The 22,528-nt window shown below is 35.6% G+C and carries 25 protein-coding genes and 1 pseudogene; 7 read left to right on the top strand and 19 right to left on the bottom strand.

Annotation, left to right across the window (positions count from 1 at the left end; all coding sequences use genetic code 11):
- Window positions 1–24: 24 nt before the first annotated feature.
- The gene (locus J0N78_RS18450; RefSeq protein WP_209124573.1) at window positions 25–546 is read left to right on the top strand and encodes a hypothetical protein; all 522 of its coding nucleotides are present in this window, start codon (window positions 25–27) and stop codon (window positions 544–546) included.
- A gap of 56 nt (window positions 547–602) precedes the next feature.
- Here the strand turns inward: J0N78_RS18450 and J0N78_RS18445 are convergent, their stop codons facing one another.
- The 6 genes from J0N78_RS18445 to J0N78_RS18420 all read right to left on the bottom strand — a co-directional run bounded on the left by J0N78_RS18445 (window position 603) and on the right by J0N78_RS18420 (window position 9,366).
- Window positions 603–1,442, bottom strand: coding sequence for an ABC transporter permease (locus J0N78_RS18445; RefSeq protein ID WP_209124649.1), 840 nt, complete (start codon window positions 1,440–1,442; stop codon window positions 603–605).
- Window positions 1,393–2,160 (bottom strand): ABC transporter ATP-binding protein, encoded by a 768-nt coding sequence (locus tag J0N78_RS18440; RefSeq protein ID WP_209124572.1) that lies wholly within the window; start codon window positions 2,158–2,160, stop codon window positions 1,393–1,395. The genes J0N78_RS18445 and J0N78_RS18440 overlap by 50 nt, the downstream gene beginning before the upstream one ends.
- Window positions 2,161–2,244: 84 nt before the next feature.
- Window positions 2,245–3,234 (bottom strand): ABC transporter substrate-binding protein, encoded by a 990-nt coding sequence (locus J0N78_RS18435; RefSeq protein WP_209124571.1) that lies wholly within the window; start codon window positions 3,232–3,234, stop codon window positions 2,245–2,247.
- 164 nt (window positions 3,235–3,398) lie between these two features.
- Window positions 3,399–5,537, bottom strand: coding sequence for an assimilatory nitrate reductase catalytic subunit NasC (nasC, locus tag J0N78_RS18430; RefSeq protein WP_209124570.1), 2,139 nt, complete (start codon window positions 5,535–5,537; stop codon window positions 3,399–3,401).
- 25 nt (window positions 5,538–5,562) lie between these two features.
- The gene (gene nirB, locus J0N78_RS18425; protein ID WP_209124569.1) at window positions 5,563–7,920 is read right to left on the bottom strand and encodes a nitrite reductase large subunit NirB; all 2,358 of its coding nucleotides are present in this window, start codon (window positions 7,918–7,920) and stop codon (window positions 5,563–5,565) included.
- Window positions 7,921–8,178: 258 nt separating this feature from the next.
- Entirely contained in the window at window positions 8,179–9,366 is a 1,188-nt protein-coding gene (locus J0N78_RS18420) for an MFS transporter (RefSeq protein ID WP_209124568.1), read from the bottom strand.
- Between the two features lie 216 nt (window positions 9,367–9,582).
- Here J0N78_RS18420 and J0N78_RS18415 point away from each other — a divergent pair, with 216 nt between their 5' ends.
- Entirely contained in the window at window positions 9,583–10,170 is a 588-nt protein-coding gene (locus tag J0N78_RS18415; protein WP_209124566.1) for a hemerythrin domain-containing protein, read from the top strand.
- 140 nt (window positions 10,171–10,310) lie between these two features.
- Entirely contained in the window at window positions 10,311–11,066 is a 756-nt protein-coding gene (locus J0N78_RS18410) for a Crp/Fnr family transcriptional regulator (protein ID WP_209124565.1), read from the top strand.
- Between the two features lie 112 nt (window positions 11,067–11,178).
- Here the strand turns inward: J0N78_RS18410 and J0N78_RS18405 are convergent, their stop codons facing one another.
- Window positions 11,179–11,691 (bottom strand): acyl-CoA thioesterase, encoded by a 513-nt coding sequence (locus tag J0N78_RS18405; RefSeq protein WP_209124564.1) that lies wholly within the window; start codon window positions 11,689–11,691, stop codon window positions 11,179–11,181.
- Between the two features lie 465 nt (window positions 11,692–12,156).
- Between J0N78_RS18405 and ltaE the strand changes: the two genes are divergently transcribed.
- The gene (gene ltaE, locus J0N78_RS18400; protein ID WP_209124563.1) at window positions 12,157–13,188 is read left to right on the top strand and encodes a low-specificity L-threonine aldolase; all 1,032 of its coding nucleotides are present in this window, start codon (window positions 12,157–12,159) and stop codon (window positions 13,186–13,188) included.
- A gap of 173 nt (window positions 13,189–13,361) precedes the next feature.
- Here the strand turns inward: ltaE and J0N78_RS18395 are convergent, their stop codons facing one another.
- From J0N78_RS18395 to J0N78_RS26550, 5 genes and pseudogenes are all read right to left on the bottom strand, one after another.
- Window positions 13,362–14,294 (bottom strand): D-2-hydroxyacid dehydrogenase, encoded by a 933-nt coding sequence (locus tag J0N78_RS18395; RefSeq protein ID WP_209124562.1) that lies wholly within the window; start codon window positions 14,292–14,294, stop codon window positions 13,362–13,364.
- 90 nt (window positions 14,295–14,384) lie between these two features.
- Entirely contained in the window at window positions 14,385–14,612 is a 228-nt protein-coding gene (locus tag J0N78_RS18390) for an ATP-binding protein (protein ID WP_209124561.1), read from the bottom strand.
- A gap of 22 nt (window positions 14,613–14,634) precedes the next feature.
- Window positions 14,635–14,841 (bottom strand): hypothetical protein, encoded by a 207-nt coding sequence (locus tag J0N78_RS18385; RefSeq protein ID WP_209124560.1) that lies wholly within the window; start codon window positions 14,839–14,841, stop codon window positions 14,635–14,637.
- A 23-nt stretch (window positions 14,842–14,864) separates the two neighbouring features.
- Entirely contained in the window at window positions 14,865–14,930 is a 66-nt protein-coding gene (locus tag J0N78_RS26555; protein WP_374193931.1) for a hypothetical protein, read from the bottom strand.
- 42 nt (window positions 14,931–14,972) lie between these two features.
- Window positions 14,973–15,146, bottom strand: a pseudogene (locus tag J0N78_RS26550) (efflux RND transporter permease subunit); the annotation flags it as partial.
- A 303-nt stretch (window positions 15,147–15,449) separates the two neighbouring features.
- Here J0N78_RS26550 and J0N78_RS18375 point away from each other — a divergent pair.
- Together J0N78_RS18375 and J0N78_RS18370 are read left to right on the top strand one after the other, a co-directional pair.
- Window positions 15,450–15,587 carry a hypothetical protein gene (locus J0N78_RS18375; RefSeq protein WP_209124559.1) on the top strand — a complete coding sequence of 46 codons (138 nt, stop codon included), beginning with the start codon at window positions 15,450–15,452 and terminating at the stop codon, window positions 15,585–15,587.
- 155 nt (window positions 15,588–15,742) lie between these two features.
- The gene (locus tag J0N78_RS18370) at window positions 15,743–16,831 is read left to right on the top strand and encodes a serine hydrolase domain-containing protein (protein WP_209124558.1); all 1,089 of its coding nucleotides are present in this window, start codon (window positions 15,743–15,745) and stop codon (window positions 16,829–16,831) included.
- A 66-nt stretch (window positions 16,832–16,897) separates the two neighbouring features.
- On the opposite strand, the gene J0N78_RS18365 is transcribed toward J0N78_RS18370, so the two are convergent.
- Window positions 16,898–17,290, bottom strand: coding sequence for a VOC family protein (locus J0N78_RS18365; RefSeq protein ID WP_209124557.1), 393 nt, complete (start codon window positions 17,288–17,290; stop codon window positions 16,898–16,900).
- Window positions 17,291–17,604: 314 nt separating this feature from the next.
- On the opposite strand from J0N78_RS18365, the gene J0N78_RS18360 reads away from it, so the two are divergent.
- Window positions 17,605–17,754 carry a hypothetical protein gene (locus J0N78_RS18360; RefSeq protein WP_209124652.1) on the top strand — a complete coding sequence of 50 codons (150 nt, stop codon included), beginning with the start codon at window positions 17,605–17,607 and terminating at the stop codon, window positions 17,752–17,754.
- Between the two features lie 97 nt (window positions 17,755–17,851).
- Here J0N78_RS18360 and J0N78_RS18355 read toward each other — a convergent pair whose 3' ends face one another.
- From J0N78_RS18355 to J0N78_RS18330, 6 genes are all read right to left on the bottom strand, one after another.
- Window positions 17,852–18,130, bottom strand: coding sequence for a hypothetical protein (locus J0N78_RS18355; RefSeq protein WP_209124556.1), 279 nt, complete (start codon window positions 18,128–18,130; stop codon window positions 17,852–17,854).
- Between the two features lie 25 nt (window positions 18,131–18,155).
- The gene (locus tag J0N78_RS18350) at window positions 18,156–19,034 is read right to left on the bottom strand and encodes an HD-GYP domain-containing protein (protein WP_209124555.1); all 879 of its coding nucleotides are present in this window, start codon (window positions 19,032–19,034) and stop codon (window positions 18,156–18,158) included.
- A 126-nt stretch (window positions 19,035–19,160) separates the two neighbouring features.
- Complete coding sequence (locus J0N78_RS18345; protein ID WP_209124554.1) at window positions 19,161–19,937, bottom strand: SDR family oxidoreductase; 777 nt, start codon at window positions 19,935–19,937, stop codon at window positions 19,161–19,163.
- Window positions 19,938–19,946: 9 nt separating this feature from the next.
- Window positions 19,947–20,996, bottom strand: a complete 1,050-nt coding sequence (locus J0N78_RS18340; protein ID WP_209124553.1) for an ABC transporter substrate-binding protein — start codon at window positions 20,994–20,996, stop codon at window positions 19,947–19,949.
- Window positions 20,993–21,763 carry an ABC transporter permease gene (locus tag J0N78_RS18335; protein WP_247747420.1) on the bottom strand — a complete coding sequence of 257 codons (771 nt, stop codon included), beginning with the start codon at window positions 21,761–21,763 and terminating at the stop codon, window positions 20,993–20,995. Before J0N78_RS18335 ends, J0N78_RS18340 begins: the two co-directional genes overlap by 4 nt.
- Window positions 21,760–22,524: an ABC transporter ATP-binding protein gene (locus tag J0N78_RS18330; RefSeq protein ID WP_209124552.1), complete on the bottom strand. Its 765-nt coding sequence runs from the start codon at window positions 22,522–22,524 to the stop codon at window positions 21,760–21,762. Before J0N78_RS18330 ends, J0N78_RS18335 begins: the two co-directional genes overlap by 4 nt.
- Window positions 22,525–22,528 lie beyond the last annotated feature (4 nt).

Raw genomic sequence — 22,528 nt, 5'->3', positions numbered from 1 at the left:
CCTCAAACAAGGAAGGTGTATGGTATGTTCAAATGGATGCCTCATAAAGAGCAGCATATATGTGAAAGAAAGCTTATTTCGGTAATGAAGCGCTTAAAGATTGAAGATTTCAATTACAATTGGGATCGCAATAGTTGTTTTATTGAATTTCACTATCAAGATAATTGGTATAGGTTGGAACACTCCCTTCAAAAAGCTAAAGAAAAAGGTATTGTGATGCTAAGGAACGGATTAGATTGCTTAAGTGAATTGGTTCAATCTCTTGAAGACCTGTGTCAAATTACTGCAAGAGGAACTTATAAACTCGAAACTTGGCTCTTCAGCATGAAGCTGTCATCTTCAGTAGAAGATATACCTGAATATCTAGAAGAAGTTCATATTAGCTATAAATCATTAGGAAAACAAAAACATTCTAAATATAATAGAAATGAGGAGTTTATTCATGTTGATCCTGAAGCACCTTTAGGGGATTTTGACCGAAACCAACTCATCCAACGAACTCAAAATAATAAAGATTTATTTGATGAAGAACGAAGTCGACGTTAAATCATCATAAAGAAGGCATTGACAACAAAATTGGTCGATGCCTTCTTTAATTTTAATTAATGATGTTTTATTAGCTTTTTTTCAATTAATTCGACTAGTTGATACATAACTGTAGCTAAAATGGCGATAACGAACAAACTCATTAAGACAAGCGTGAAATTAAATACTTGGAAGCCATAAATAATAAGATATCCTAGTCCTTGCTTTGACACTAAAAACTCACCGACTATAACTCCTACCCATGCTAGACCGACATTCACTTTTAACGTCGAAATGATAGTAGGGAAGGAAGCTGGTAAAATAACAGTTTTGAAAATCTGTGGTTTCGATGCTCCGAATGTCTGCATTACTTTTACGTAATTACTGTCGACTTCTTTGAATGCTGTGTAGACGACAATCGTTGTAATAATAAGAGAAATGAGTATTCCCATTGCAACAATCGAGGCAAAACTAGGGCCGAGACCAACTATCAAAATCGGACCGAGCGCAATTTTGGGCATAGAATTTAATACGACTAAAAAAGGATCAAGCACTCTTGATACAAATGGAGACCACCAAAGAATCGCAGCAAGTAATGTTCCAAAAATTGTTCCTAATAAAAAGCCTAATATTGTCTCAAATAAAGTAACAGATGTATGGAGGAACAAGCTCCCATCCGAGATACGCGCAACAAACAATTTTCCAATTCTCGAAGGCATACTAAATAATAAGGGATCAATCCAGCGAAGTCTCGATGCGATTTCCCATAAAGTAAAAAATGCAAAAACCATTAATAATTGACACAATAAAACATGAAATCGTTCTTTCTTTTTTTTCTGTAAAAATTGTTCGTGTAGCTTTGATATATTACGTTTCAATTGTTTCCAACTCCTTCCATATACATTGAAAGAGTTCATTATATTGCGTGGCATTTCTTACTTGAAAAGGAAGTAAAAGACGAAGTTCCTCTGGCACTTCAAAAATTTTATAAATTCTTCCTGGCTTAGCCGACAGTAGAACAATACGGTCGCTCATAGCAATGGCTTCCCCAATGTCATGTGTGACAAGGACAGCTGTTTTTCCTTGCTGCTTTAATGTTTCAAATACTAAATCCTCTAATCGCAATTTCGTTTGATAATCAAGCGCTGAAAAAGGCTCATCTAATAACATCACTTTTGGTTTAGTCGCGAGCATCCGAACGAGTGCGACACGCTGTCTCATACCACCTGAAAGTTGACTGGGATATTCCTTTCGCTTCTCATCTAAACCCATTTGCTCCAAAAGCGACAACGCATAGTCCTGCGTTTTATCAGTGAGCTTTCCCATAATTTTTAATCCGATAATAATGTTTTCCTCAATCGTAAGCCAAGGAAATAAATAATCTTGCTGAAGCATATATCCAGTAATTGTTTTTTGGTCAGTCACAGACAATCCTTCAATTGAAACATCACCTGCTGTTGGGGTTAAGATGCCTCCAATGATGGATAAAAGAGTCGTTTTTCCACAGCCGCTTGGTCCAATGATCGAAATAAACTCTCCTTTTTCAATAGAAAGATTAATGCCTTCTAACGCTGTTGTTGCTCTCTCTTTTGATAAATACGTAAGGTCAATATGTTTTAATGATACATAAGCCATACGTTATCCACCGCCTATCTCATATTTAAACAACGAACCAATCTCCGTATTACTCACATTTATCGTAATACGGAGAAATGGAAGTTATTGTAAAACTCGGTTAGCAATCGTTGTGTTAACTAACTGTTCATAGTCGACACGCTCTGGCAACTCACCAGCATTATCCATAATATCTTGTAAATTGTTCCACGCATCTTCTCCGAGAAGTGGTGTCGGTGAGTAAGAACCTTGCGACTTGTAACGATCAATCACCTGCTCAATAATTTCAAGTGACGTGTCTTCAAAAAACGGTTCAATCGCTATTGCAACTTCTTCAACTGGCTGACTTTGTACCCACTGCTGCGCTCGATATAGAGCCCTTGTAAACCGTTCTACTGTATCTTCATTTTTTGTAATATAGCTTTGTTTTGCCATAAACACGGTATAAGGAACTGTTCCAGACTCCGTTCCAAAAGATTTTACGACATGACCAATCCCTTCCCTTTCAAACATTGTTGCTTGCGGTTCAAATAATTGGACGAAATCTCCCGTACCTGAAGCAAATGCACTAGGAATATTCCCAAAATCAATGTTTTGTATTAAATTTAAGTCCTTATGTGGATCAATACCATGCAGCTTTAGAACATGCTCCCCTACCATTTGTGGCATTCCACCTCGACGCTGCCCTAAAAATGTACTCCCTTTTAAATCGTCCCACTCGAAATTATCCATCTTTTCGCGTGAAACTAAGAATGTTCCATCAGTTGCTGTCAATTTAGCGAAGTTTATCGCAGGGTCATCTGCTTGTTGAGCATAAACATAAATCGAAGTTTCTGCACCGACTAGCGCAATATCAGCTCCCCCGGATAATAATGTTGTCATAGTATTGTCACCACCCCACGTTGTTGTAAGGTTAATGTCAATCCCCTCATCTTCAAAGTAACCATTAGAAATAGCAGCATACAACGGTGCATAAAAAATAGAACGTGTTACTTCAGCTACCTTCACTTCCTCATTGCCACCGGAAGATGAACACCCAACAAATAAGGAAGAAAAAAGTAGACTAAAGAGTAACGACACAATTAACTTTTTCATGTATATCACTCTTCCTTCGTATTTTTTGATATTATATTCAATCCGACCTTTATGTGTGTTTACCTAGAAAAAAAAGCTCTTCCATAACTGGAGAGCTTTTAAACTAGAACTAGTATCCTACTTTTTCTTTATAACAAATATAGATGTATTTGAGAGTTATCAAATTAGCTCTCAATTGGACTAATTTTAACTGCACTTACTTTAAATCCCGGCATTCTACAGGTTGGATCGAGTTTCTTAGAAACAAGTCGATTCACGTTTTGACTTTCAGCCCAGTGAAAAGGAACAAATACAGTATCTTTTCGAATGGTTGGTGACCATTTGCTTCTTACGACAATGCTACCTCTTTTTGATTCAATTTTTACTAGTACATTATCCATTATTTGATACTTTTCTGCTGTTGATGGATGGATTTCCATGTAAGATTCGAAATCTCTCGCAGCTAGCGTCGAGCTTTTTCTTGTTTGAACCCCTGTTAAATAATGAGACATGACTCGACCTGTCGTTAAATATAATGGAAATTCGTCATTCGGCGTTTCTTTTGGAACTTCTGGAGTATTCGATACGACAGCCATTAACGCCTTACCATCCGCATGAGCAAACTCCTGTAGAAATAACCTTTCTGTTCCTGGGTGGTCCTCATCTGGACAAGGCCATAAGATTCCTTTTTCCTTTCTAAGACGCTCATAAGTGATCCCTGAATAATCGGCAATTCCCCCACGAGTCGCCTCTCTTAATTCATTAAAAATCTCTTCCGGAGAAGCAAACGAGAAGTATTTTCCCTTGCCAAGTGCTTCTGCAACCTCACAGATAATCTCCCAGTCATGTTTGGCCTCACCACGAACCGGAAAGCTTGCTTCTCGTAATGTGACTCTTCCTTCAACATTTGTCATTGTACCAGGTGTTTCTAAGTAAGAAGTAGTTGGTAATATCAAATCTGCTAGCCTAGCAGTCTCTGAAACAAACATATCCACTGCGACAAAGAAGTCTAATTTCTCGATGGCTTGTTTCACAAACTCTGCGCTCGGGTTTGAAACAACTGGATTAGAGCACATGAGAAATAATCCTTTGATTTCCCCTTCATCCATTTTTTGAATCATCTCAAAGGCAGACACTCCTTTACGAGGTAATTCCTTTTCATCAATTCCCCAAATGCTAGCAATGTACTTCCGATGCTCCTCATTTTCAATAGAACGATATCCTGGTAACTGATCCGCTTTTTGACCATGTTCCCTTGCACCTTGACCATTTCCCTGTCCTGTTACCGCACCAAAACCAGAATATTTCTTACCGATTTTTCCTGTAGCGAGTAAAATATTGAGGAAATTTCGGACAGTTGTAGACCCGTCTGTTTGTTGTTCGATACCTCTAGCAGTAAAAATCATCCCAGATTCTTCTTTTCCAAAAACAGTCGCTGCCTTGATGATGTGATCTACTGGAACTCCTGTAATATCAGCAATTTCATTTAAATCTAAGCTCGTTACATAGTCTTTTACCTCATCAAATCCATTTACACGTTTTTCAATAAATGTTTCATCAATTAGTCCTTCTTCAATGATCACTTTTAATAAACCATTTGCTAAAGCCGCATCCATTCCAGGCTTTACTTTCAAGTGCAAATCTGCCATTTGCGTAGTCGCTGTTTCTCTAGGATCAATTGCAATAATAAATGAACCATTTTCCTTTGCATTCTCGAAGTAAGGCATTATCGTAGGCTGACATTCAGCAATATTCGTTCCAGCTAGCACTAGACATCTTGAATGAGGAATCTCCTTAATGCTATTTGTAAACCCACGGTCCATTCCAAATGTTTGTGCAGCTGCAGAAGCAGCAGATGACATACATAAGCGCCCATTATAATCAATGTACTTTGTCTGCAATGCGACCCGAGCAAATTTACCAAGTAAATAAGCTTCTTCATTTGTAATCGTCGCACTTCCATATATAGACAAAGCATCTTTTCCATAGTTTGCTTGGATCTCTGTGAACTTTTCCTTAATGAGTTCGAGCGCTTCTTTCCAAGAGATCTGTTTAAATTCACCATCTACTTTTAATAAAGGATGCTTAATTCGTTCTTTATGCAATGCATGCTGGTGAGCATTTAATCCTTTAATACACAAACGCCCTTCTGAAGTCGGGTTATCTTTCCCAACGGTTAAATACTTTTTTCTCGTAACCGATGATTGTTCGATAAGCTCCATCTTACATTGCATACTACAAAAGGGGCACTGTGTATCATGAACCTTCTCTGTTTGGACTTCTTGCTGCTTTGTTCTAAAATATCTTAATAACATTTCTGTCATTTGGACCATCCTTTACTAGTTTGTTCTACACGTTTTTTGCTAAGACTCTTTTATGTTGAGTAGTATCATGTTCTAATCGAGCCATCAGTTGTTGTCTCAATTCACTATCAAATAATACTTCTCTTACATGTAATAGATTGACTCGATCAATCCACTCCCAAGACCTTTCTGCGTATTTCGCGGTTTCACGGTAATATTGAATAAATCCAATAATAATTTCATAGGCTTCTAGTTTGGTTTCAGCAACACATAATAACTGACCTGGACGAACATTTCGTCCACTGCTGCCGCCAACATAAATTTCCCAGCCTCGTTCAAACTGAATCACACCAATATCCTTTGTCGTTGATCCTGCTCCATTATGCATACAAGCGGACACACCCATTTTTACTCGATACGGGGTGGATAAATAATCCGTTTTCTTCTCTAATTCCATCGCTAAATGAAGAGCTTGGTCTTTTTCACATGTACATACAGTTTCACCAATACATGTTTTAATATTTTGGACAGTATGGCCATACGTACTACTTAGTGGGAGATCCAATTCACTCCAAATGGACTCCAGGTCTTTTTCCTTAATACCCATTAATGTAACTCTTTGTTCACTTGTAACGGCTACTTGAGGAATTTGATATTGGTCAACGACATCTGCAATTTTTCTTAGCTCCTCTGAGTTTGTTAAGCCACCATACATTTGTGGAGTAATAGAAAAGGAGCCATCACTTTGAAGCGTTGCATTCATTCTCTCATTAATAAAAAGTGATTCTTGTTTCACTTCATACTCTGGATAAATCATACCTAAATAATATTGAAGAGCAGGAACACAGGTGGAGCAACCTTGCTTATTCATCCAACCTAGTTTATCCATTACCTCATTTACAGACTTTAAATTACGTAATTGCATTTGTGCGACAATTTCTTCATCCGATAACGTTGTACAAGAACAAAGGACTTCTTTTTCAATCACTTCATCAAATTCTTCACTTTGAATATAAGCTAATAGATCAGTTACTAAAGGTTTACAGCCACCACAAGCACTGGAGGCTTTTGTACAGTTCTTTATTTCGTCTAAAGAATTTAACCCTTGTAATTGGCATGCTTCAATGATCGCTCCCTTTGTAACACCATTACAGTTACAAATAAGATCGCTTTGTTCCATAGAAGCTACTTGGAAAATGTTGGGGTCAGAAGGTTGTAAAATGAACGTTTTTTCGTCATCTGTGATCACCTTTTGTTTGTTAATTATATCTAGTAATCGCTTGCCCGCTTTTGTATCACCAAATAAAACAGCCCCAATTATTTTGTCATCTTTCAAAACAACTTTTTTATAGTTTCCTGCAACTTGGTCATGCTGAGTAATTGATTTAGTTGTTTCATCACCAATAAAATCACCAACAGAAAACACATCTACACCTGAAATTTTCAATTGAGTGGACAGGGTCGACCCAGCATATCCATCTGTCTCTAGCTCACAGATGTGTTTAGCTAATACCCTTCCCTGTTCATATAACGGTTTCACAAGCCCATACACCATTCCACGATGCTCAACGCATTCCCCAACTGCATATATATTAGGGACATTCGTTTGTAAAAAGTCATTAACAACAATGGCACGGTTCGTTTCAATTCCGCTATCTTTAGCCATTTGGACATTAGGTCTGACCCCAACGGCCATAATTACAACATCTGCTTCCAAAATCGTTCCATCATTAAAACGTAATCCTTCAACACGTGATTCGCCAATTATTTCTTCTGTTACTTTTTCTAACAAGAAGTTCATTCCTTGACCTTCAAGCTCCGATTGAAGCATTTTGGCAGCTGTTTCGTCTAATTGTCTTTCCATTAAAAATGGAGCAATATGAACGACATCGACTTCCATTCCAAGATTAAGCAATCCTCTTGCTGCCTCAAGCCCTAATAGGCCACCTCCAATCACAGCTGCTTTTTTATGCTTTTTAGAAAGTTCAATCATCTTCTGACAATCCTCTATCGTCCGGAAGTTAATTACCCCTTCTTTATCCGTTCCTGGTATCGGTAAAACAAACGGTACAGAGCCTGTAGCAAATATTAATTTATCGTAAGCTACTTTTCTATTATGTTCAGTAATTACAACTTTTTTATCTAATTCAACCTTTGTAACCGCCTCACTAGTAAACAGTTGAATATTATTTTCATCGTACCAACCTCTACCATTTATAGTGATATCTTCAACCTTGGTTGCTCCCTGTAAGACGGTAGATAATAGAATTCGATTATAATTGAAATGTGGTTCACTCCCAAAAACCGTTATTTCAAATTTATCAGGTTGATTTTTTAAGATTTCCTCAATGCAATTGATCCCTGCCATACCATTTCCAATTAAGACTAGTTTTTCTCTCCCCATTTTAGAAACCCTCCAAATCAAGTATTAAATCCTCTATTTTATATTGGCATTTGTTATTCGCTATAAGTCCTTATAAACTTACCGCTATTAAATATACATCAGTACTATCCTATCTAACATTGCATGAAAAAGTCTGCAAGTATGTCAGATGTGTTGACATAGAATTCTGATTGACTATTTATTTATTAGTTTTAAGTAGTAAAAAAAGGTTTACCGTATAAAATGACCGGTGAACCTTTTATATATTTAAACTGTTGATTATGCTCCTTGCTGTTCTGTTTTATATGTTTTTTCTTTTTGCGTACTGCGAATGAATAATTGATGGGCGATAAAGCAAACTACCGCAAAGCAACTTAAAAATAAAAATCCGAGAAAATAAGTTCCTGTTAAATCCATCACTATACCAAGCATTATTGGCGGAAAAAAACCTCCAACTCCACCGACTGCACCTACGACTCCTGTAACAGCCCCTGTATTTCCTGAAGATATTTGCGGAACAAGTTTAAAAATCGCACCGTTCCCAATCCCAAATAAAAATGCTACAAGTAAACAGCCAACAGAAAACAAAATAAAGTGATCGATAGAAAAAGCAATAATTAATGAACATATGGCTGTACCAACAAAGATCGCTGTTAAAATTTTCTCCGAACCCAGACGATCTCCTAAATATCCTCCAACCGGACGAATAAATGTTGCAATTGTAATAAATCCAGCTGTTTTTATGCCCGCTTCTACTGGAGTTAAATTAAATATATCTTGTAACAATGTCGGTAAGTAAACACTAAAAGCAACAAAGCCTCCAAACGTTAAAAAGTAATACAAAGATAATAACCAAGTTTCTTTATGTTTCGTAACTGATAATGCACTTTTTAGTGTAGCCACATTTTTTGAGCTTGAGTATTCGCTAGTTCCAAACCAGAAAATCGCAGCCATGGCAATCATCATGAGCGCTAAGCCCCAAAACGTCCAACTTACACCAACAACATTAATAATTGAAGGGAGACTAAAGCTAGCAATTGCGGTACCAAAATTACCCAATCCAACAATTCCTAAAGCTAGCCCTTGCTTTTCAGACGGAAACCACTTTGATACAAAAGTAATTGCGATTGCAAATGTTGTACCAGCAAACCCTATAAAAAATGCAACAAGTAAAAGAAGATGATAAGAATGAACAAACCCTGCTGCAACTAATGGAAATGCTAAAAATAACATCGTTCCGGTATAAATTTTCTTTCCTCCATAACGATCTGTCAAAATCCCCATAGGAATTCTCATGATCGATCCTAATAATACCGGAGTTGCTACAAGAACACTCTTTTCAATCGTACTAAGCTGTAAAACTTCATCTAGGTGAGATACCACAGGTGTCATGACAACCCAAACTGTAAAACTTGCTATCATAGCTAATGTTGACATAATTAACGCCGATAAACTTCCCTTATTCATCAATTGAAGCCCCTACTTTCTATATGATTGCTAACATTATGACATATATAAAATAAGCTTTAAGGGTTCCTGTAAAATAACTTGACATAAAATTTTTATAAGTCATTTTAAATTAAGGTTAAGGGATAAAGTACTTGTGATAATTATCACGGTAATAGGCTCTCTATTAAAATACCATAATGAATATAAGCGAAAATACGAAACGGGGAGTTCATTATGAAAAACTTGGCTGAAAATGAGTTATTAATTAAATTAAATCAACTTTATTTGGATACCCAGTCATCAATAGTAGATAATGAAAATTGGAAAATAAATTTTAATTCATACTCTAAAACAATTGATAATATCCTGATCAAGCATCATTCTTTTCTTTATAATGAACTTCAAACTTTAAATAAGTATATTGTGAAAATTAAAAACATCTACGGTGCCAATCATAAAGAACTAGTTTGCTTAAGTGAGAAATATCAAATACTTAAATTAGAACTAATAGAACATGCGTTAAAGGAAGAATCCGAAGTATTTCCTACTATTAAAGTATTTGAATCAAACCCCGCACTTATAAATAAAACCAAACTAAAAACTATGATGGCTGAACTAAAGAACGAACATGATATAACATGTAACCATTTAATGGAGATGAGAAAAATGACAAATGATTACTTGCTTACAGAAACTTGTATGACGTATCAACTGACGTTTAAGCGATTAAAATCATTAGAAAACGGTATATTACAACACATTCATCTTGAAAATCAGATGTTATTTCGTAGTATAGAAAATCAATTAAAAAAAGACAGTTGAGAGGAAAGATAATTTGGGGAGCATTCACCATATAACTTTAAGGGGATTTAAGAACGTGTTTCAGGGAATCCACCGATTTTATTAAAGTTGTATAAATGGCAAAATAAATATAAGGAAAAATTAAACGGAGGTATATATCAATGAATGCATACCCTTTGAAAGAAATGAACGTTTGTACAAAACAACCCCAGACATTTTCGGGTAAAATTAATGATTTTTTAACTGAAGATCATTTAGATACACTAAAAAATATCATGAAACCTGTATCAATAAAAGCGCCTACTCATTTATTTTGGGAGGGCGATGATGCAAACGAATTATATTACATCCGATCAGGATTAATTAAATTAAAAAAAACAACTAGCGAAGGAAAAGAATTAATTTTATCGATTATGGGAAGTGGGCACCTCTTAGGTGAGTTTGGCGGCTATGGTGAAAAAAAACATCGTTATAATGCAGAACTAGTTGAAGATGTTGAAATTGGTGTTGTTAAAATTAAAGAATTAGAAAATCTCTTAGCTCAATTCGGAAATTTTGCTATAGGATTTATGAATTGGCTTGGCTTTATTAATCAGAAAGAACAGTCCAAATTACATGATCTGTTACTTAATGGAAAAGCAGGGGCTCTTGCATCAACTTTAATCCGGATGAGTAATTCGTATGGTGTTACTACAGAACAAGGTATTCTATTGGACATAAAACTTACGAATACTGATATTGCTGAATTCATTGGTGCTACAAGAGAAAGTGTTAATCGTTTTTTAAACATTTGGAGAGAAGATGGGATTTTATCAATAAGAAACGGACAAATTACGATTAAAAAATTGAATGAATTACGCTGCATATGCAATTGTCCATCATACCCCGCTTGTCCGATAGAAATTTGTCGTATTTAAATAAGTCCAATTCTATAGCCCCATCCTTACTTCACTATTAAAAGTAAGGAAACATCCCCTATCAAAAAAGATAAGGGATGTTTCTTTTAATAATCTTCTATTGAATGTTTTATTACTCCCAAGGCTTATTTATTGTTAAAAACTCTGCTAGCTCTTTACTTTGCTTTCTTCGTCCAATACGAATTTTTGCACGCTCTAAGCCGGTCTTATTAAGCTGTTTTTCTTCTTCCGTTTCGGGTATTACTTCTGGAACAGCCGTTGGTTTCCCGTCTTCACCAAGACTGACAAACGTAAGAAATGCGGTTGCTGCCATTCTTCTCTTCCCAGTATTAAAATCCTCTGCGATGATTTTTACGAATATCTCCATTGAAGTTTTACCTGTCCATGTAACAAAAGATTCTAGTGAAACAGCATCCGTTTGATAAATCGGGTTTAAAAAATCGACAGAATCTGTTGAAGCTGTCACAACATCTGTCCGACAATGTAACCTTGCACTGATGGATGCTACTTCATCAACATTTCTCATTAAAATACCACCAAATAATGTACTGTGGTTATTTGTTTCATTTGGTAATACTAAATGTGTTTTTATTACTTTCGATTCTTTTGCGAATTTTGGTTTCAAGTCGTAAACAACCTCCTACATTATCGTTATAATTAATATGCTTTCTTATTCTTTTAACAAAATCTATGACTCATGATTTTAGCACATTCTCAATTTACCTATTCTCAAAATAGTGTGTCCACATTTGCAAATATCAGTTATATTTTACTCGGTTAACAACCAAAAACAAAATTAAACCTAGCTAAATAATAAGTGAATAGGATTACATTAAAATGATTTGTTATTCCTTATAATACTCCTATAAAAAACTTTTTAATATAGTAATTAAATTTAAATTGACAATTAGGTTGCTTTTTGTAAACACTAGAATGTGAGTACCATATTACTTTTATAAAAATAAAATTAATGTTAACTTTAAATGTAAGATCCCACCCCTTTAGTATTGTGGGATCTTATTTTACATAGCGGTTTCGCAACAGGATCTGCTGTTTAAAGATCTATATCAATGACATAGGAGAGAATGTTATGAACTTTATCGATTTTCGCAGTGATACGGTGACAAAACCAACAGAAGAAATGAGAGAGGCAATGTTTAATGCCAAGGTTGGCGATGATGTGTATGGTGAAGATCCAACCGTCAATCGTTTGGAAGCACTAGCAGCCCAGATACTAGGAAAAGAAGATGCACTATTTGTTACTAGTGGTACACAAGGAAACCAAATTGCGATATTAACACACTGTGCACCAGGTGATGAAGTTATTTTGGAAGCTGAATCCCACATCTTTTTATATGAGGGTGGTGCTGCTTCTGCCTTAGCTGGTATTCAAACAAGACCGCTACAAGGACTAAATGGAGCGATGGATCCACTAGCAGTTAAAAAAGCGATTCGCGGTGATGACATTCACTATCCTTACTCTGGTTTAATTTGTTTGGAAAATACCCATAACAAAGCAGGAGGAAGAATTGTTCCTATTGATACAATGAAATCTATATATGAAATAGCTAAAGATAAAGATATTCCCGTCCATCTCGATGGTGCAAGGTTGTTTAATGCCGCTGTAGCAACTGGTGTTTCAGCCTCAAAATTTACACAGTATGTAGATACCGTTCAGGTGTGTCTCTCAAAAGGACTTTCAGCTCCAGTCGGCTCTATTTTAGCTGGTAGTAAATCGTTTATAAAAGAAGCTCGCAAATGGAGAAAACGCCTAGGAGGAGGATTACGACAAGTTGGAGTACTCGCAGCACCAGGAATCATCGCGTTAGAAAACATGGTCAGTCGATTAGCAGAAGATCATACGAATGCTAAGCTGCTCGCTGAAGGATTAACTCAGATCCCAGGGTTAAATGTATGTGTTCCAAATGTCGAAACAAATATTATTCTTTGTAATATTAAAAAATCTGGCCTTTCAAATGATCAATTTCTTACGTTATTAAAAGATGCTGGAATACTAGCCGGACCTTTTGATGATGGTATTATACGTTTCGTTACCCATCGTGAAGTGACCAGTGATATGGTACAAACAGCTATTCAAAGCATTAATCAAATAATTGGATAAAACGTGAGCTTTAGCTTTACGTTTTATCCAACACTCCTCTTGAACCACAATTTTAATGTTAGAAAACATTGTAGCCCTTATATCGGGTGACTCATAAGTCGTTTGGTGCCTGACATTTGAGTCACCCTTTACAAGTATAGTATTCCGTTCACTATAAAGTAATCCGTCTCCCATTAAAAACCTTTTGTTATATCTACTTTATTATGAAGTGGCTTATTTTCTTCAATACAACTTAATGTTTCAATAAAACAATCAACAGCTTCATCAGGTGTTGTTACTGCTGATATGTGCGGAGTAATGAAAACTTTTCGATTTTCCCATAAAGGGTTACTTTCTGGAAGCGGCTCTTCGGCAAATACATCGAGGACTGCAAACCTTACATGCTCATGATGAAGAGCATCTAACAAAGCTTTTTCATCTAATGATGCGCCCCTTCCAACGTTGATAAATCCCACATTGTTTATGTTTTTGAAAACCTTTTCATCAAAAAGCTTTTCTGTTTTTTCAGTTAAAGGTAACGTATTTATAATAAAATCGATCTCACTTAAACGGATAAAGTGGTCTTCAACAGGTAGTACCTCTTTAAAGTATTCTTTTTCTTTCCCACTTAAAGATACACCGTAAACTTGTACTCCTAATAAGGAAAGGATCTTAGCAGTTTGTTGACCGATCTCTCCTGTTCCATAGATCATTACTTTTTGTTCATTTAATAACTTTGGAGTTTTAGGTTTCCATTGCTTATGTACTTTTAATTGTTGAAATTCATCATGGAATTGGATATCTTTTAGAATATAACTCAAGCAATATTCCGCAATTCGTTGCCCAAAGGAACAAATTGTTCTCGTTAATAATACTTCCTCATTCCATTTCTTCTTAAATAAAAAGCGATCAACACCGGCACCGAGGGAATGTACCCATTTAACCTGACTATAATCATAGTCCTTCTTTGTATTAAAAGAAACAAACGCGTCGGCCCAAAGTAAGTCATTTTTAGTAAAATTCTCTTCCGATAAAAAACGAAAATTTTTCTGAATCCCTTTGTTCGTAATAAGCGTTTTAAGTTCATTATACATTGGACTGACAACAACGATATTTTTGATGTCCATTTTTTTCACCTCTACCTTTTTAAAAACACATTTGCACATTATAATGCTATTACTATTACAACATATTTTTTAAAAAAATTTAATTTTGTGTTATCGCGCTTTATCTACTTTATAAAACCGCTCAAACAAATGAGGAATAGCTGCTTCTGGGATTCCTTTACCTGAATCTTTTATACATACAGTTAATTGATTTCCAATTTTCTTCAGTTCAATAACGATTGATCCATTTTCATCGGCATATCGAATCGCATTTGTGATCAGATTTAACCAAACATGTTCAAATAAGTCCTGGTCCGCATAAACTTCAACCTTTTCCAAATTTAAGTATACTTGTATATTTTTACGTCTTCAATAGTTCCGGAATTTTATTTTCTTGAGTAATTTCAACAATCTCAGCAACACCTTTTGTAATTTTCGTAACTTCCTCTTCTATAAAAATTTCACGGTGGAAAAACAACGAATTAATTAAATACGAGATAAACAAACTGATGATAACTACACTTATAAATGTTCCAACAATACGCAGGTAGAGATTCTTTTTAAACAATTATTTCTCCTCTAGGCGATACCCTAACCTCTGACAGTTGTAATCGTCAAATCTGGAAAAGATCCTAACTGCTCCCTTAGACGTTTAATATGGACATCAACCGTTCTTTCATCACCGTCATAGTCATAACCCCAAATTGTTGAAAAAGTCAGACCAAATACAATAACAGTTGCCATTGGTGCTTGCAGCTCTGCTCCTTCACCCATACCGATTGCTAAAGGTACCATCGCTAAAACAGTCGTTAGCATCGTCATAAGAATAGGGCGTAACCTTGTAACTCTCGCTTCTATAATCGCATCTTCTCTCACCAAACATAGCTTCTTCAGTTTCTTTTTCAACAGAATTCGTAGATTGAGTATTACAACCAACTAATACTAAAGCTAATAACAACATAAAAGGAAAAAAGAGTCCTTTGTTTTTTCGTAAATTCCCCTTACTAACCTCCATCTACTATGTACATATTTGAATAACACATTTTTACATTTGCATAGTACCATTCAAAAATGAACTGAATATGAACTAAGAGGCACAATTCGATATTTCTGTAATGAATATCACATGTAAAATAAAAAGAAGGTGATACTAATGCCCGAAAGGAGGTTGAAATTTTGACAAATATCATTGACGGCATGGATGCAGCAAGATTTAGGTCTGCTAACACCAATAATACGAAGCGTGAGAAAAAGGAAAAGGATACTGATAAGAAAATGCCACCTGTATTAAAAAACTTAAAAAATGGTTCATGATTTTATATAGAGAGTGTCACAGCACTCTCTATTTTGATTAGCTCATACTTTCTCAGATATCTAAGCATGCTAAAGCTTTAAAGTAGTCACAAAATATGTTAAGTTCGTATGTAATATCCAATCGATTAAAACTTATCACATAAGGATGAATTTTTATGATCGGTAAAAAGAAATGGTATTTGTTAATATTTTCTGGGATCTTTTTTATATTATTTTACAATCTGACAGGTTCAAAAAATACAACACTGACGAACATGAAATCGACGTGGGAACAGTATGAAACACCAGAGGAAGCGGGCTGGTCTTCTAGACGATTAAAGGCTGCAAAAAAATATTACGATTCCTTGGGATCTACCGCTGCAATGGTGATTTATAATGGAAAAGTTCTTGTTTCTTGGGGAGATATTACAAAAAAAAGCAATATTCATTCGATTAGGAAAAGTTTTTTAAGTGCATTGTACGGGATCCATGTTGAAAAAGGGAATATCAATATCAACTCCACATTAAAAGATCTAAATATTATGGACAATGTTCTGTTATCAGAACAAGAAAAAAAAGCGAAAATTGTTGACTTACTCACATCTCGTTCAGGGGTTTTTTTGACGGCAGGTGAAGAATCGTTATGGATGAGATGGTCCAGACCTGAGCGTGGTTTATATTTACCAGGAACCCATTTTTATTATAATAATTGGGATTTTAATGTGTTAGGAACTATTTTTAAAGAGCAGACGAATAGTGATTTATTTACTGAATTTAGAGATAAGATAGCTGTTCCAATCGGAATGGAAGATTATACAATGGAGGATACGGTTTATAAAATGGAGGTAAGCAGATCAATCCATCCATCATATCTTTTTCGAATGTCTGTAAGAGATATGGCGAGGTTTGGGCAATTATATCTTCAAAATGGATCATGGGATGGAAAACAAATTATTCCAAAAGAATGGATCAAGAAAAGTACATCGGTACAAACCCCTGTTATCCATTCAGATGATTATGGATATGGTTATATGTGGTGGGTTGCTGATAAAGGAGAATTCAGTGAATTAGGACTCTATTCTGCTATAGGTAGATATGGTCAATCCATTGATATCATCCCAGAAAAAAACATAGTCTTTGTTCACCGTGTAGATTCTGATAATTTTTGGAATAGAAGGTTGAAGCAAGTGAGTAATAAAAAAAGGCTGAAGTTGTTAGAATTAATCCTTGATGCTCAAGAATCTGAAAATAATAATCATCTATAAAAATAAAAGAGACGGCCATGACAGGACGTCCCTTCTTGTAGTTGTCTCGTTGTCTTTTAACAAAATCTATTCCAATTCTTTTTGATCGACATTTAACTCAATAATATGGCCGTCAGGGTCACAACAAAAGATTTGGGCAAAGCCACTTTTACTATAACGATTTTCTTTGAATAGAACATTTTGAGATTTTAACCACTCTAAAGTTGAAAAGTAATCAATGACTCTTAATGCAAAATGAGCTTCTCTCGTATTGATTTCTTGATCTTTTCTCAATACCTGGGTAGCTGGAAAATCAATCAAATGAATTTGTTGGTTTCCTACTCGATACCATGCACCTGAGAAATCAAAATTAGGCCTATCAATTTCTTCTAACCCTAATACTTCACTATAAAATTTTTTCGACTTCTCTAGGTTTGTAACAGGTAAACTGACATGATGAAGTTCTTTATATGTAATCAAAATCTTGCTCCTTTCCTACACAAATATCTTCATTTAATCCATTTAAGGGTGCGTGGAATATTTTCAATAAACGGTGTATGCATCAATATTATACATTTCTGCAGCCGTTACAATTCTCATTATATCACCTATTTCCCTTGACTATCAGTAAAACGTTTTTTTACAAAATAGAGAATAAAAAGACTTACACACTAATTACAATTTTGCCTTTTATAGCCCCAGTAATTTCGTAACTTTAATTTGTAGATAAGCATAAATATGTGTTCGATCTCACATGCTATCTAAGAACAATAAAAATTGAGGAGTGAATGACTTTGACAAATGATAAAAAACGAATGAATACAAAAAATGGTAGCCAAAAAGGAAACCCCTATAACGAGGCTATGACTTCAGACAATACGTTAGCAAAAGAAGAGCTTGAAAAAGCCATATCACCAACAGGTCGTCAAAATTCTAAACAATAACAGGGGTTTATACTCCTGTATTTTGGTATAAAAAATAATGGACCGGTTTATTTATCGGTCCACTTTTCTTGCTGAAAGTATACAATTGTTACAATGACTAATATCCTACAGCAGGCGGATCAATAATTGCGATATATTGATCGTCTACTTGAATATAAATATAAGAATAATCGCGTGAAAGCTTGTCCATATTTTCACCAATAACTTTGGTTACATCCTCTGTAGTGTCAGCACTCTTTGCAGGGATGTCGTTCAACTTAGCTCCTGTACTAATATTTATTGTTTTATCTGCCTCTGGATTATGTTCTGCAAATGCTGTTGAAGAGAAAGCTCCTATAAGTAATCCCGTCATAATAAAAACTTTTACTTTTTTCAATTGTAGAACCTCTCCTTAAACATTTTTATTTTATGAGTTTGATAAAAGCGTCAACGACTAATGGATGAAACATTTTTCCCCTATTTCTTATTATTTCAGCAAATGCTTCACGCTTTGTCAATGCTTTTCGATAAATTCGGTCTGTCGTCATTGCATCAAAAGCATCGACAACAGAAACAATTGCCGCCTCAATTGAAATTTGATCTCCTTTTAAACCATAAGGATAGCCTTTCCCATCAAAGCGTTCATGGTGTTCCAGCGGAATAAATGCAGCTTTCCTTAAGTCAGGTAATTCTGATTCCTTCAACAATTCATAGCCATAAATCGTGTGCCTTTTGATGATCTCAAATTCTTCTTCCGTTAGTTTCCCTGGTTTATTTAAGATCGAATCAGGAACCTTGACCTTCCCGATATCGTGTAAGAAAGATCCAAGATTTAGAATATACATTTTTTCTTGAGGTAAATTTATCTCCTCAGCTATCATTAAGGAATAATCTTTAATGCGATAACAATGATCAGCCGTATATCCATCTTTTTCTTCGACTAAGACAGCAAGGTTTTTCTTATCATTAATCGCATAACTATAATACTGGAACACAGGTTGAGAAGAAACATACATAAATTCTGTATCAATTACCGCCTTAAAAGCAACCGGTTGTTTAATTGGTTCTGCAGAAAATGTCATTCCAGCTGTTAAAGATTTCTCACCTTTTGGTGAAGACCATGATAGTTCGCCCTTTAAAATGTAAAAGCATTCTAGCGCGGTCCACCCTTCTTCAGGATTTAAATACCATTGACTACCTTTTTGAATATGGTGGTGAATCACTTCTGTTCCATCTCCTGAAGCTAGTAATGAAACTGTAATACCTTTTAAGCTTACAACTTCAATTGGTTTGTAATACATACTAGCTCCAATTGATTCTATTTCTTCGTACTTCAGGTTTCACCCTCCTCACACTTACTAACGTGAATACCATTAGTTTGCCATAAAATGAATGGGCTAATACTTTCATAAATATCAAATACAATTTTATCTTATTACGAAACCCCCATCAACAACAATACATTGCCCAGTGACAAATGATGACCAACTACTAGCAAAGTATAAAACACTTCCGACAACATCTTCAGGTTTTGCAATGCGATGTAATGGGGTTTGGGATTTAATGAGTTCTTTTATTTCTTCTTTTGTTGAACGACTAGCATCAGTGGGATAGACTAACCCTGGAGCAACACAGTTAACATTTATCCCAAAACTACCTAAATCAACAGCTAAATTTTGAGAATAAGAAAGAACTGCTCCCTTTGCCGTATTATAATCATGATAAGGAACGACTGGGCGGTATACTAGGTTACTTACCATATTAATGATTCGACCAGCACTTTTTTGTTTCATAATCGGAATAACATATTTACAAACATTATAGGTTCCTTTTAAAGCTCCATCAAGCTGACGCTGATAATCTTCCCATTCTAGCTCCCAAGCCATTTTACGTTTTTCAGGATCAAATGTATAGGCATGTAATGCATTATTAACAACAATATCAATCGTATCAAACTCCAAGAGAACCTCAGCAATCATTGCTTTCATGTCCGATTCTACTGTTACATCACCTTGTACAGCGTAAGCTTCAACATCATATTGCTCCATTAGTTCATCTGCAAGCATTTCCGCTTTTTCTTTACTCTTCACATAATTAATGACAACCGTTGCACCTTGTTCAGCAAAGCTTTTTGCAAGTACAGCCCCTATCCCTCGACTTGCACCTGTAATAAGAACAACTTTTTGTTGTAATTGTGTATCCATAACAATCACCTATCTTAGTTGCTGTACGAGTTCATTTGTCGTAATTTGATCAATATTTACTCTATCATTAAGCAGGCCTAAATCATAGTACGTACTTTCTACTTCCTTTAGAATTTCAAGATCTAACCAGCCTAGCCCTTTTTCTTTCATATCTTCATTAGTAGACGTTTGATTACGGATTTTAATAATTTCTACATTTCTTTCTACATCCTGTCCATCGATCGCTGTTGCTACAGCCGCTTCAGCTGCTTCTTCAGGATGCTCCATCGTATAAGCTACACTATCACGATATACTTGTAAGAATCGAATGAGCATATCTTGTTTTTCCTGGAATACTTTTTCAGTCACGACAAAAACATCAGCTGGAGTATTTAACACATCCTTTACTTCAATAACATCTACTTCTCCTAATCCTTTTTGTTTGGCATCAAATAAACCTGTATCTGTTGCTGCTGTTGCTACAACCTGATGATTCATTAATGGTCCGAAATTTAATACTCCAGCCTCAACAATATTTACATCTTCCTTCGTCATACCAGCCTGATGAAGTAAAACGAGGAGATTTTGATAGGTTCCACTAGCGAGACTATACACGCCTACATCTTTTCCTCGTAAATCTTCCATAGTTTGAATATTGCTCTCCTTCAGTGATACGAGGTTAAATACATTTTTAGGATAAATATTATAAATTACACGTAATTCTTCTCCTTGCTCAAGTGCTAATAGAATGGCCTCGACATTCGCAAATGCAATATCAGCATTGCCAGCAATAATATTACGGACTGCATCACCACCGCCTGCACCAGGAATATATTCAAATTCAAGACCAGCTTCTTCAAACCACCCTTTTTCCTCTGCTAAATATAGGTTGCTTTGTTCAACAATTGGTTGACTCCAAGATGCCATTCTTACTTTTTCAATCTTTTGCTCTTCTGCTACTCCTTCATTTTCTTGGACACCTTCTTGTCCTTCGTCATTTGCTCCACCACAACCTGCAGCACTTAGTGTAAGTGCAGTCAGCAAAAATGCTGAACTTAGTTTTTTTATAAATTTTTTCATTTCAGTTTCCCCCTAGAAAACATATACTTTTTAAAAAAAATTGCTTCAATCCAATAAATGATTTGATATAATAAAAGGCCTTTTACAGTAAGTAAAATAAAAACGGAAAACATTAACGTCGTATCTAACATTCCTTGTGAAGCAATAATCAGTGCGCCTAAGCCTTTATTTGCACCGATAAACTCACTTACAACAGCCCCTACGACACTTAACACGACAGCTACACGCAAGCCAGAAAAAATATAAGGCATCGCCGTCGGTAATCGGAGTTTAATTAACGTTTGAAAAGAGGTTGCTCGTAATGAGCGAAATAAAGCTAATTTTTCTCGACTTACGTATGAAAGACCTGTGACTGTACTTTCAAATAACGGAAAAAAACAAACAAGTGCTACGATCACAATTTTAGGCGTATATCCAAACCCGAACCAAAGAACAAGCAGAGGTGCTAAAGCAAGCTTGGGCATTGCTTGAGAAGCGATGATGTAGGGCTGTAAAATTTCCTGAGCGATTTTTGATTGAGCGACAATAAACCCTAACCCAATACCAAGGACTGCTCCTACAAAAAATCCACCAAAAACTTCAATTGAAGTTACCATAATATGAGGATAAAAGTACCCACTTTGAAAATGGTGTAAAAGATTTACCACAATGTCTGAAGGGGCTGGTAGAATCAACTTTGAAATCCTCTTAAAATGGACAATTGCTTCCCAAAAACCGATCACCATGATGAATAATATCACTGAATAAAACTGTGTTTTTTTCATCATGTAGCCCCGCCGTTCACTTCAACTTGCTCGTGAATTTCTTTTATTATTTTTGTGAAAGCTACATCGAACTTCAACTCTTTTGGCCTCGGTCTAGGAAAAGGGATTGAGAATTCATTAATGACTTGCGCCGGCTGATCACCTAAAAGCACAACCCGATCAGATAAGTACACAGCTTCTGTAATATCATGGGTTATAAATAAAACCGTCGTGGAAAACCGGTTGGATAGCTCCATTAATTCTATTTGAAGTTGCTCCTTAGTCATTGCATCTAAAGCTGAAAATGGCTCGTCCATTAATAAAACTTTCGGTTGAGAAAGTAACGCTCTAGCTAAAGTAACTCTAGACATCATTCCACCTGATAACTCATGAGGGTATTTATTTTCATGGCTAGCTAATCCTACTATATTAATAACCTCTCTCGCCTGTTCGATATCCGTTTTCGTTAGACGCCTTTTTAATTCAAGTGGCATCAGAACATTTTCAAGTATATTGCGCCACTCTAATAAAACGGGCTTTTGGAATACATATGTTATTTCATCAATCGGCTCTTGTATTAACGTTCCGTTCACTTTCACTTCCCCTGCTGTCGGTTCTAGTAAACCGCCAATCATCTGTAATAATGTTGTTTTTCCACTTCCACTTTTTCCGATAATACTAACAAAGTCTCCTTCCTGAACTTGTAAATTAATATTCGTTAGGATAGGATCTAGATTTCCTTTAAATTGCATTTTTACCTGCTGACAATCAATCATCCTTGTCATATTT

Origin of the sequence: Alkalihalobacillus sp. BA299 (assembly GCF_017745675.1) — a bacterium.
In the GTDB taxonomy this organism is placed as follows: domain Bacteria; phylum Bacillota; class Bacilli; order Bacillales; family Bacillaceae_F; genus Alkalihalobacterium.
This window is presented reverse-complemented; position numbering and strand designations above follow the sequence as displayed.

Bases quoted from the DNA above. Each gene is read 5' to 3' on its own strand.
- J0N78_RS18450 (WP_209124573.1), top strand. From the start codon at position 25: ATGTTCAAATGGATGCCTCATAAAGAGCAGCATATATGTGAAAGAAAG.
- J0N78_RS18445 (WP_209124649.1), bottom strand. From the start codon at position 1,442: ATGAACTCTTTCAATGTATATGGAAGGAGTTGGAAACAATTGAAACGT.
- J0N78_RS18440 (WP_209124572.1), bottom strand. From the start codon at position 2,160: ATGGCTTATGTATCATTAAAACATATTGACCTTACGTATTTATCAAAA.
- J0N78_RS18435 (WP_209124571.1), bottom strand. From the start codon at position 3,234: ATGAAAAAGTTAATTGTGTCGTTACTCTTTAGTCTACTTTTTTCTTCC.
- nasC (WP_209124570.1), bottom strand. From the start codon at position 5,537: ATGACAGAAATGTTATTAAGATATTTTAGAACAAAGCAGCAAGAAGTC.
- nirB (WP_209124569.1), bottom strand. From the start codon at position 7,920: ATGGGGAGAGAAAAACTAGTCTTAATTGGAAATGGTATGGCAGGGATC.
- J0N78_RS18420 (WP_209124568.1), bottom strand. From the start codon at position 9,366: ATGAATAAGGGAAGTTTATCGGCGTTAATTATGTCAACATTAGCTATG.
- J0N78_RS18415 (WP_209124566.1), top strand. From the start codon at position 9,583: ATGAAAAACTTGGCTGAAAATGAGTTATTAATTAAATTAAATCAACTT.
- J0N78_RS18410 (WP_209124565.1), top strand. From the start codon at position 10,311: ATGAATGCATACCCTTTGAAAGAAATGAACGTTTGTACAAAACAACCC.
- ltaE (WP_209124563.1), top strand. From the start codon at position 12,157: ATGAACTTTATCGATTTTCGCAGTGATACGGTGACAAAACCAACAGAA.
- J0N78_RS18395 (WP_209124562.1), bottom strand. From the start codon at position 14,294: ATGGACATCAAAAATATCGTTGTTGTCAGTCCAATGTATAATGAACTT.
- J0N78_RS18370 (WP_209124558.1), top strand. From the start codon at position 15,743: ATGATCGGTAAAAAGAAATGGTATTTGTTAATATTTTCTGGGATCTTT.
- J0N78_RS18350 (WP_209124555.1), bottom strand. From the start codon at position 19,034: ATGTATTACAAACCAATTGAAGTTGTAAGCTTAAAAGGTATTACAGTT.
- J0N78_RS18345 (WP_209124554.1), bottom strand. From the start codon at position 19,937: ATGGATACACAATTACAACAAAAAGTTGTTCTTATTACAGGTGCAAGT.
- J0N78_RS18340 (WP_209124553.1), bottom strand. From the start codon at position 20,996: ATGAAAAAATTTATAAAAAAACTAAGTTCAGCATTTTTGCTGACTGCA.
- J0N78_RS18335 (WP_247747420.1), bottom strand. From the start codon at position 21,763: ATGATGAAAAAAACACAGTTTTATTCAGTGATATTATTCATCATGGTG.
- J0N78_RS18330 (WP_209124552.1), bottom strand. From the start codon at position 22,524: ATGACAAGGATGATTGATTGTCAGCAGGTAAAAATGCAATTTAAAGGA.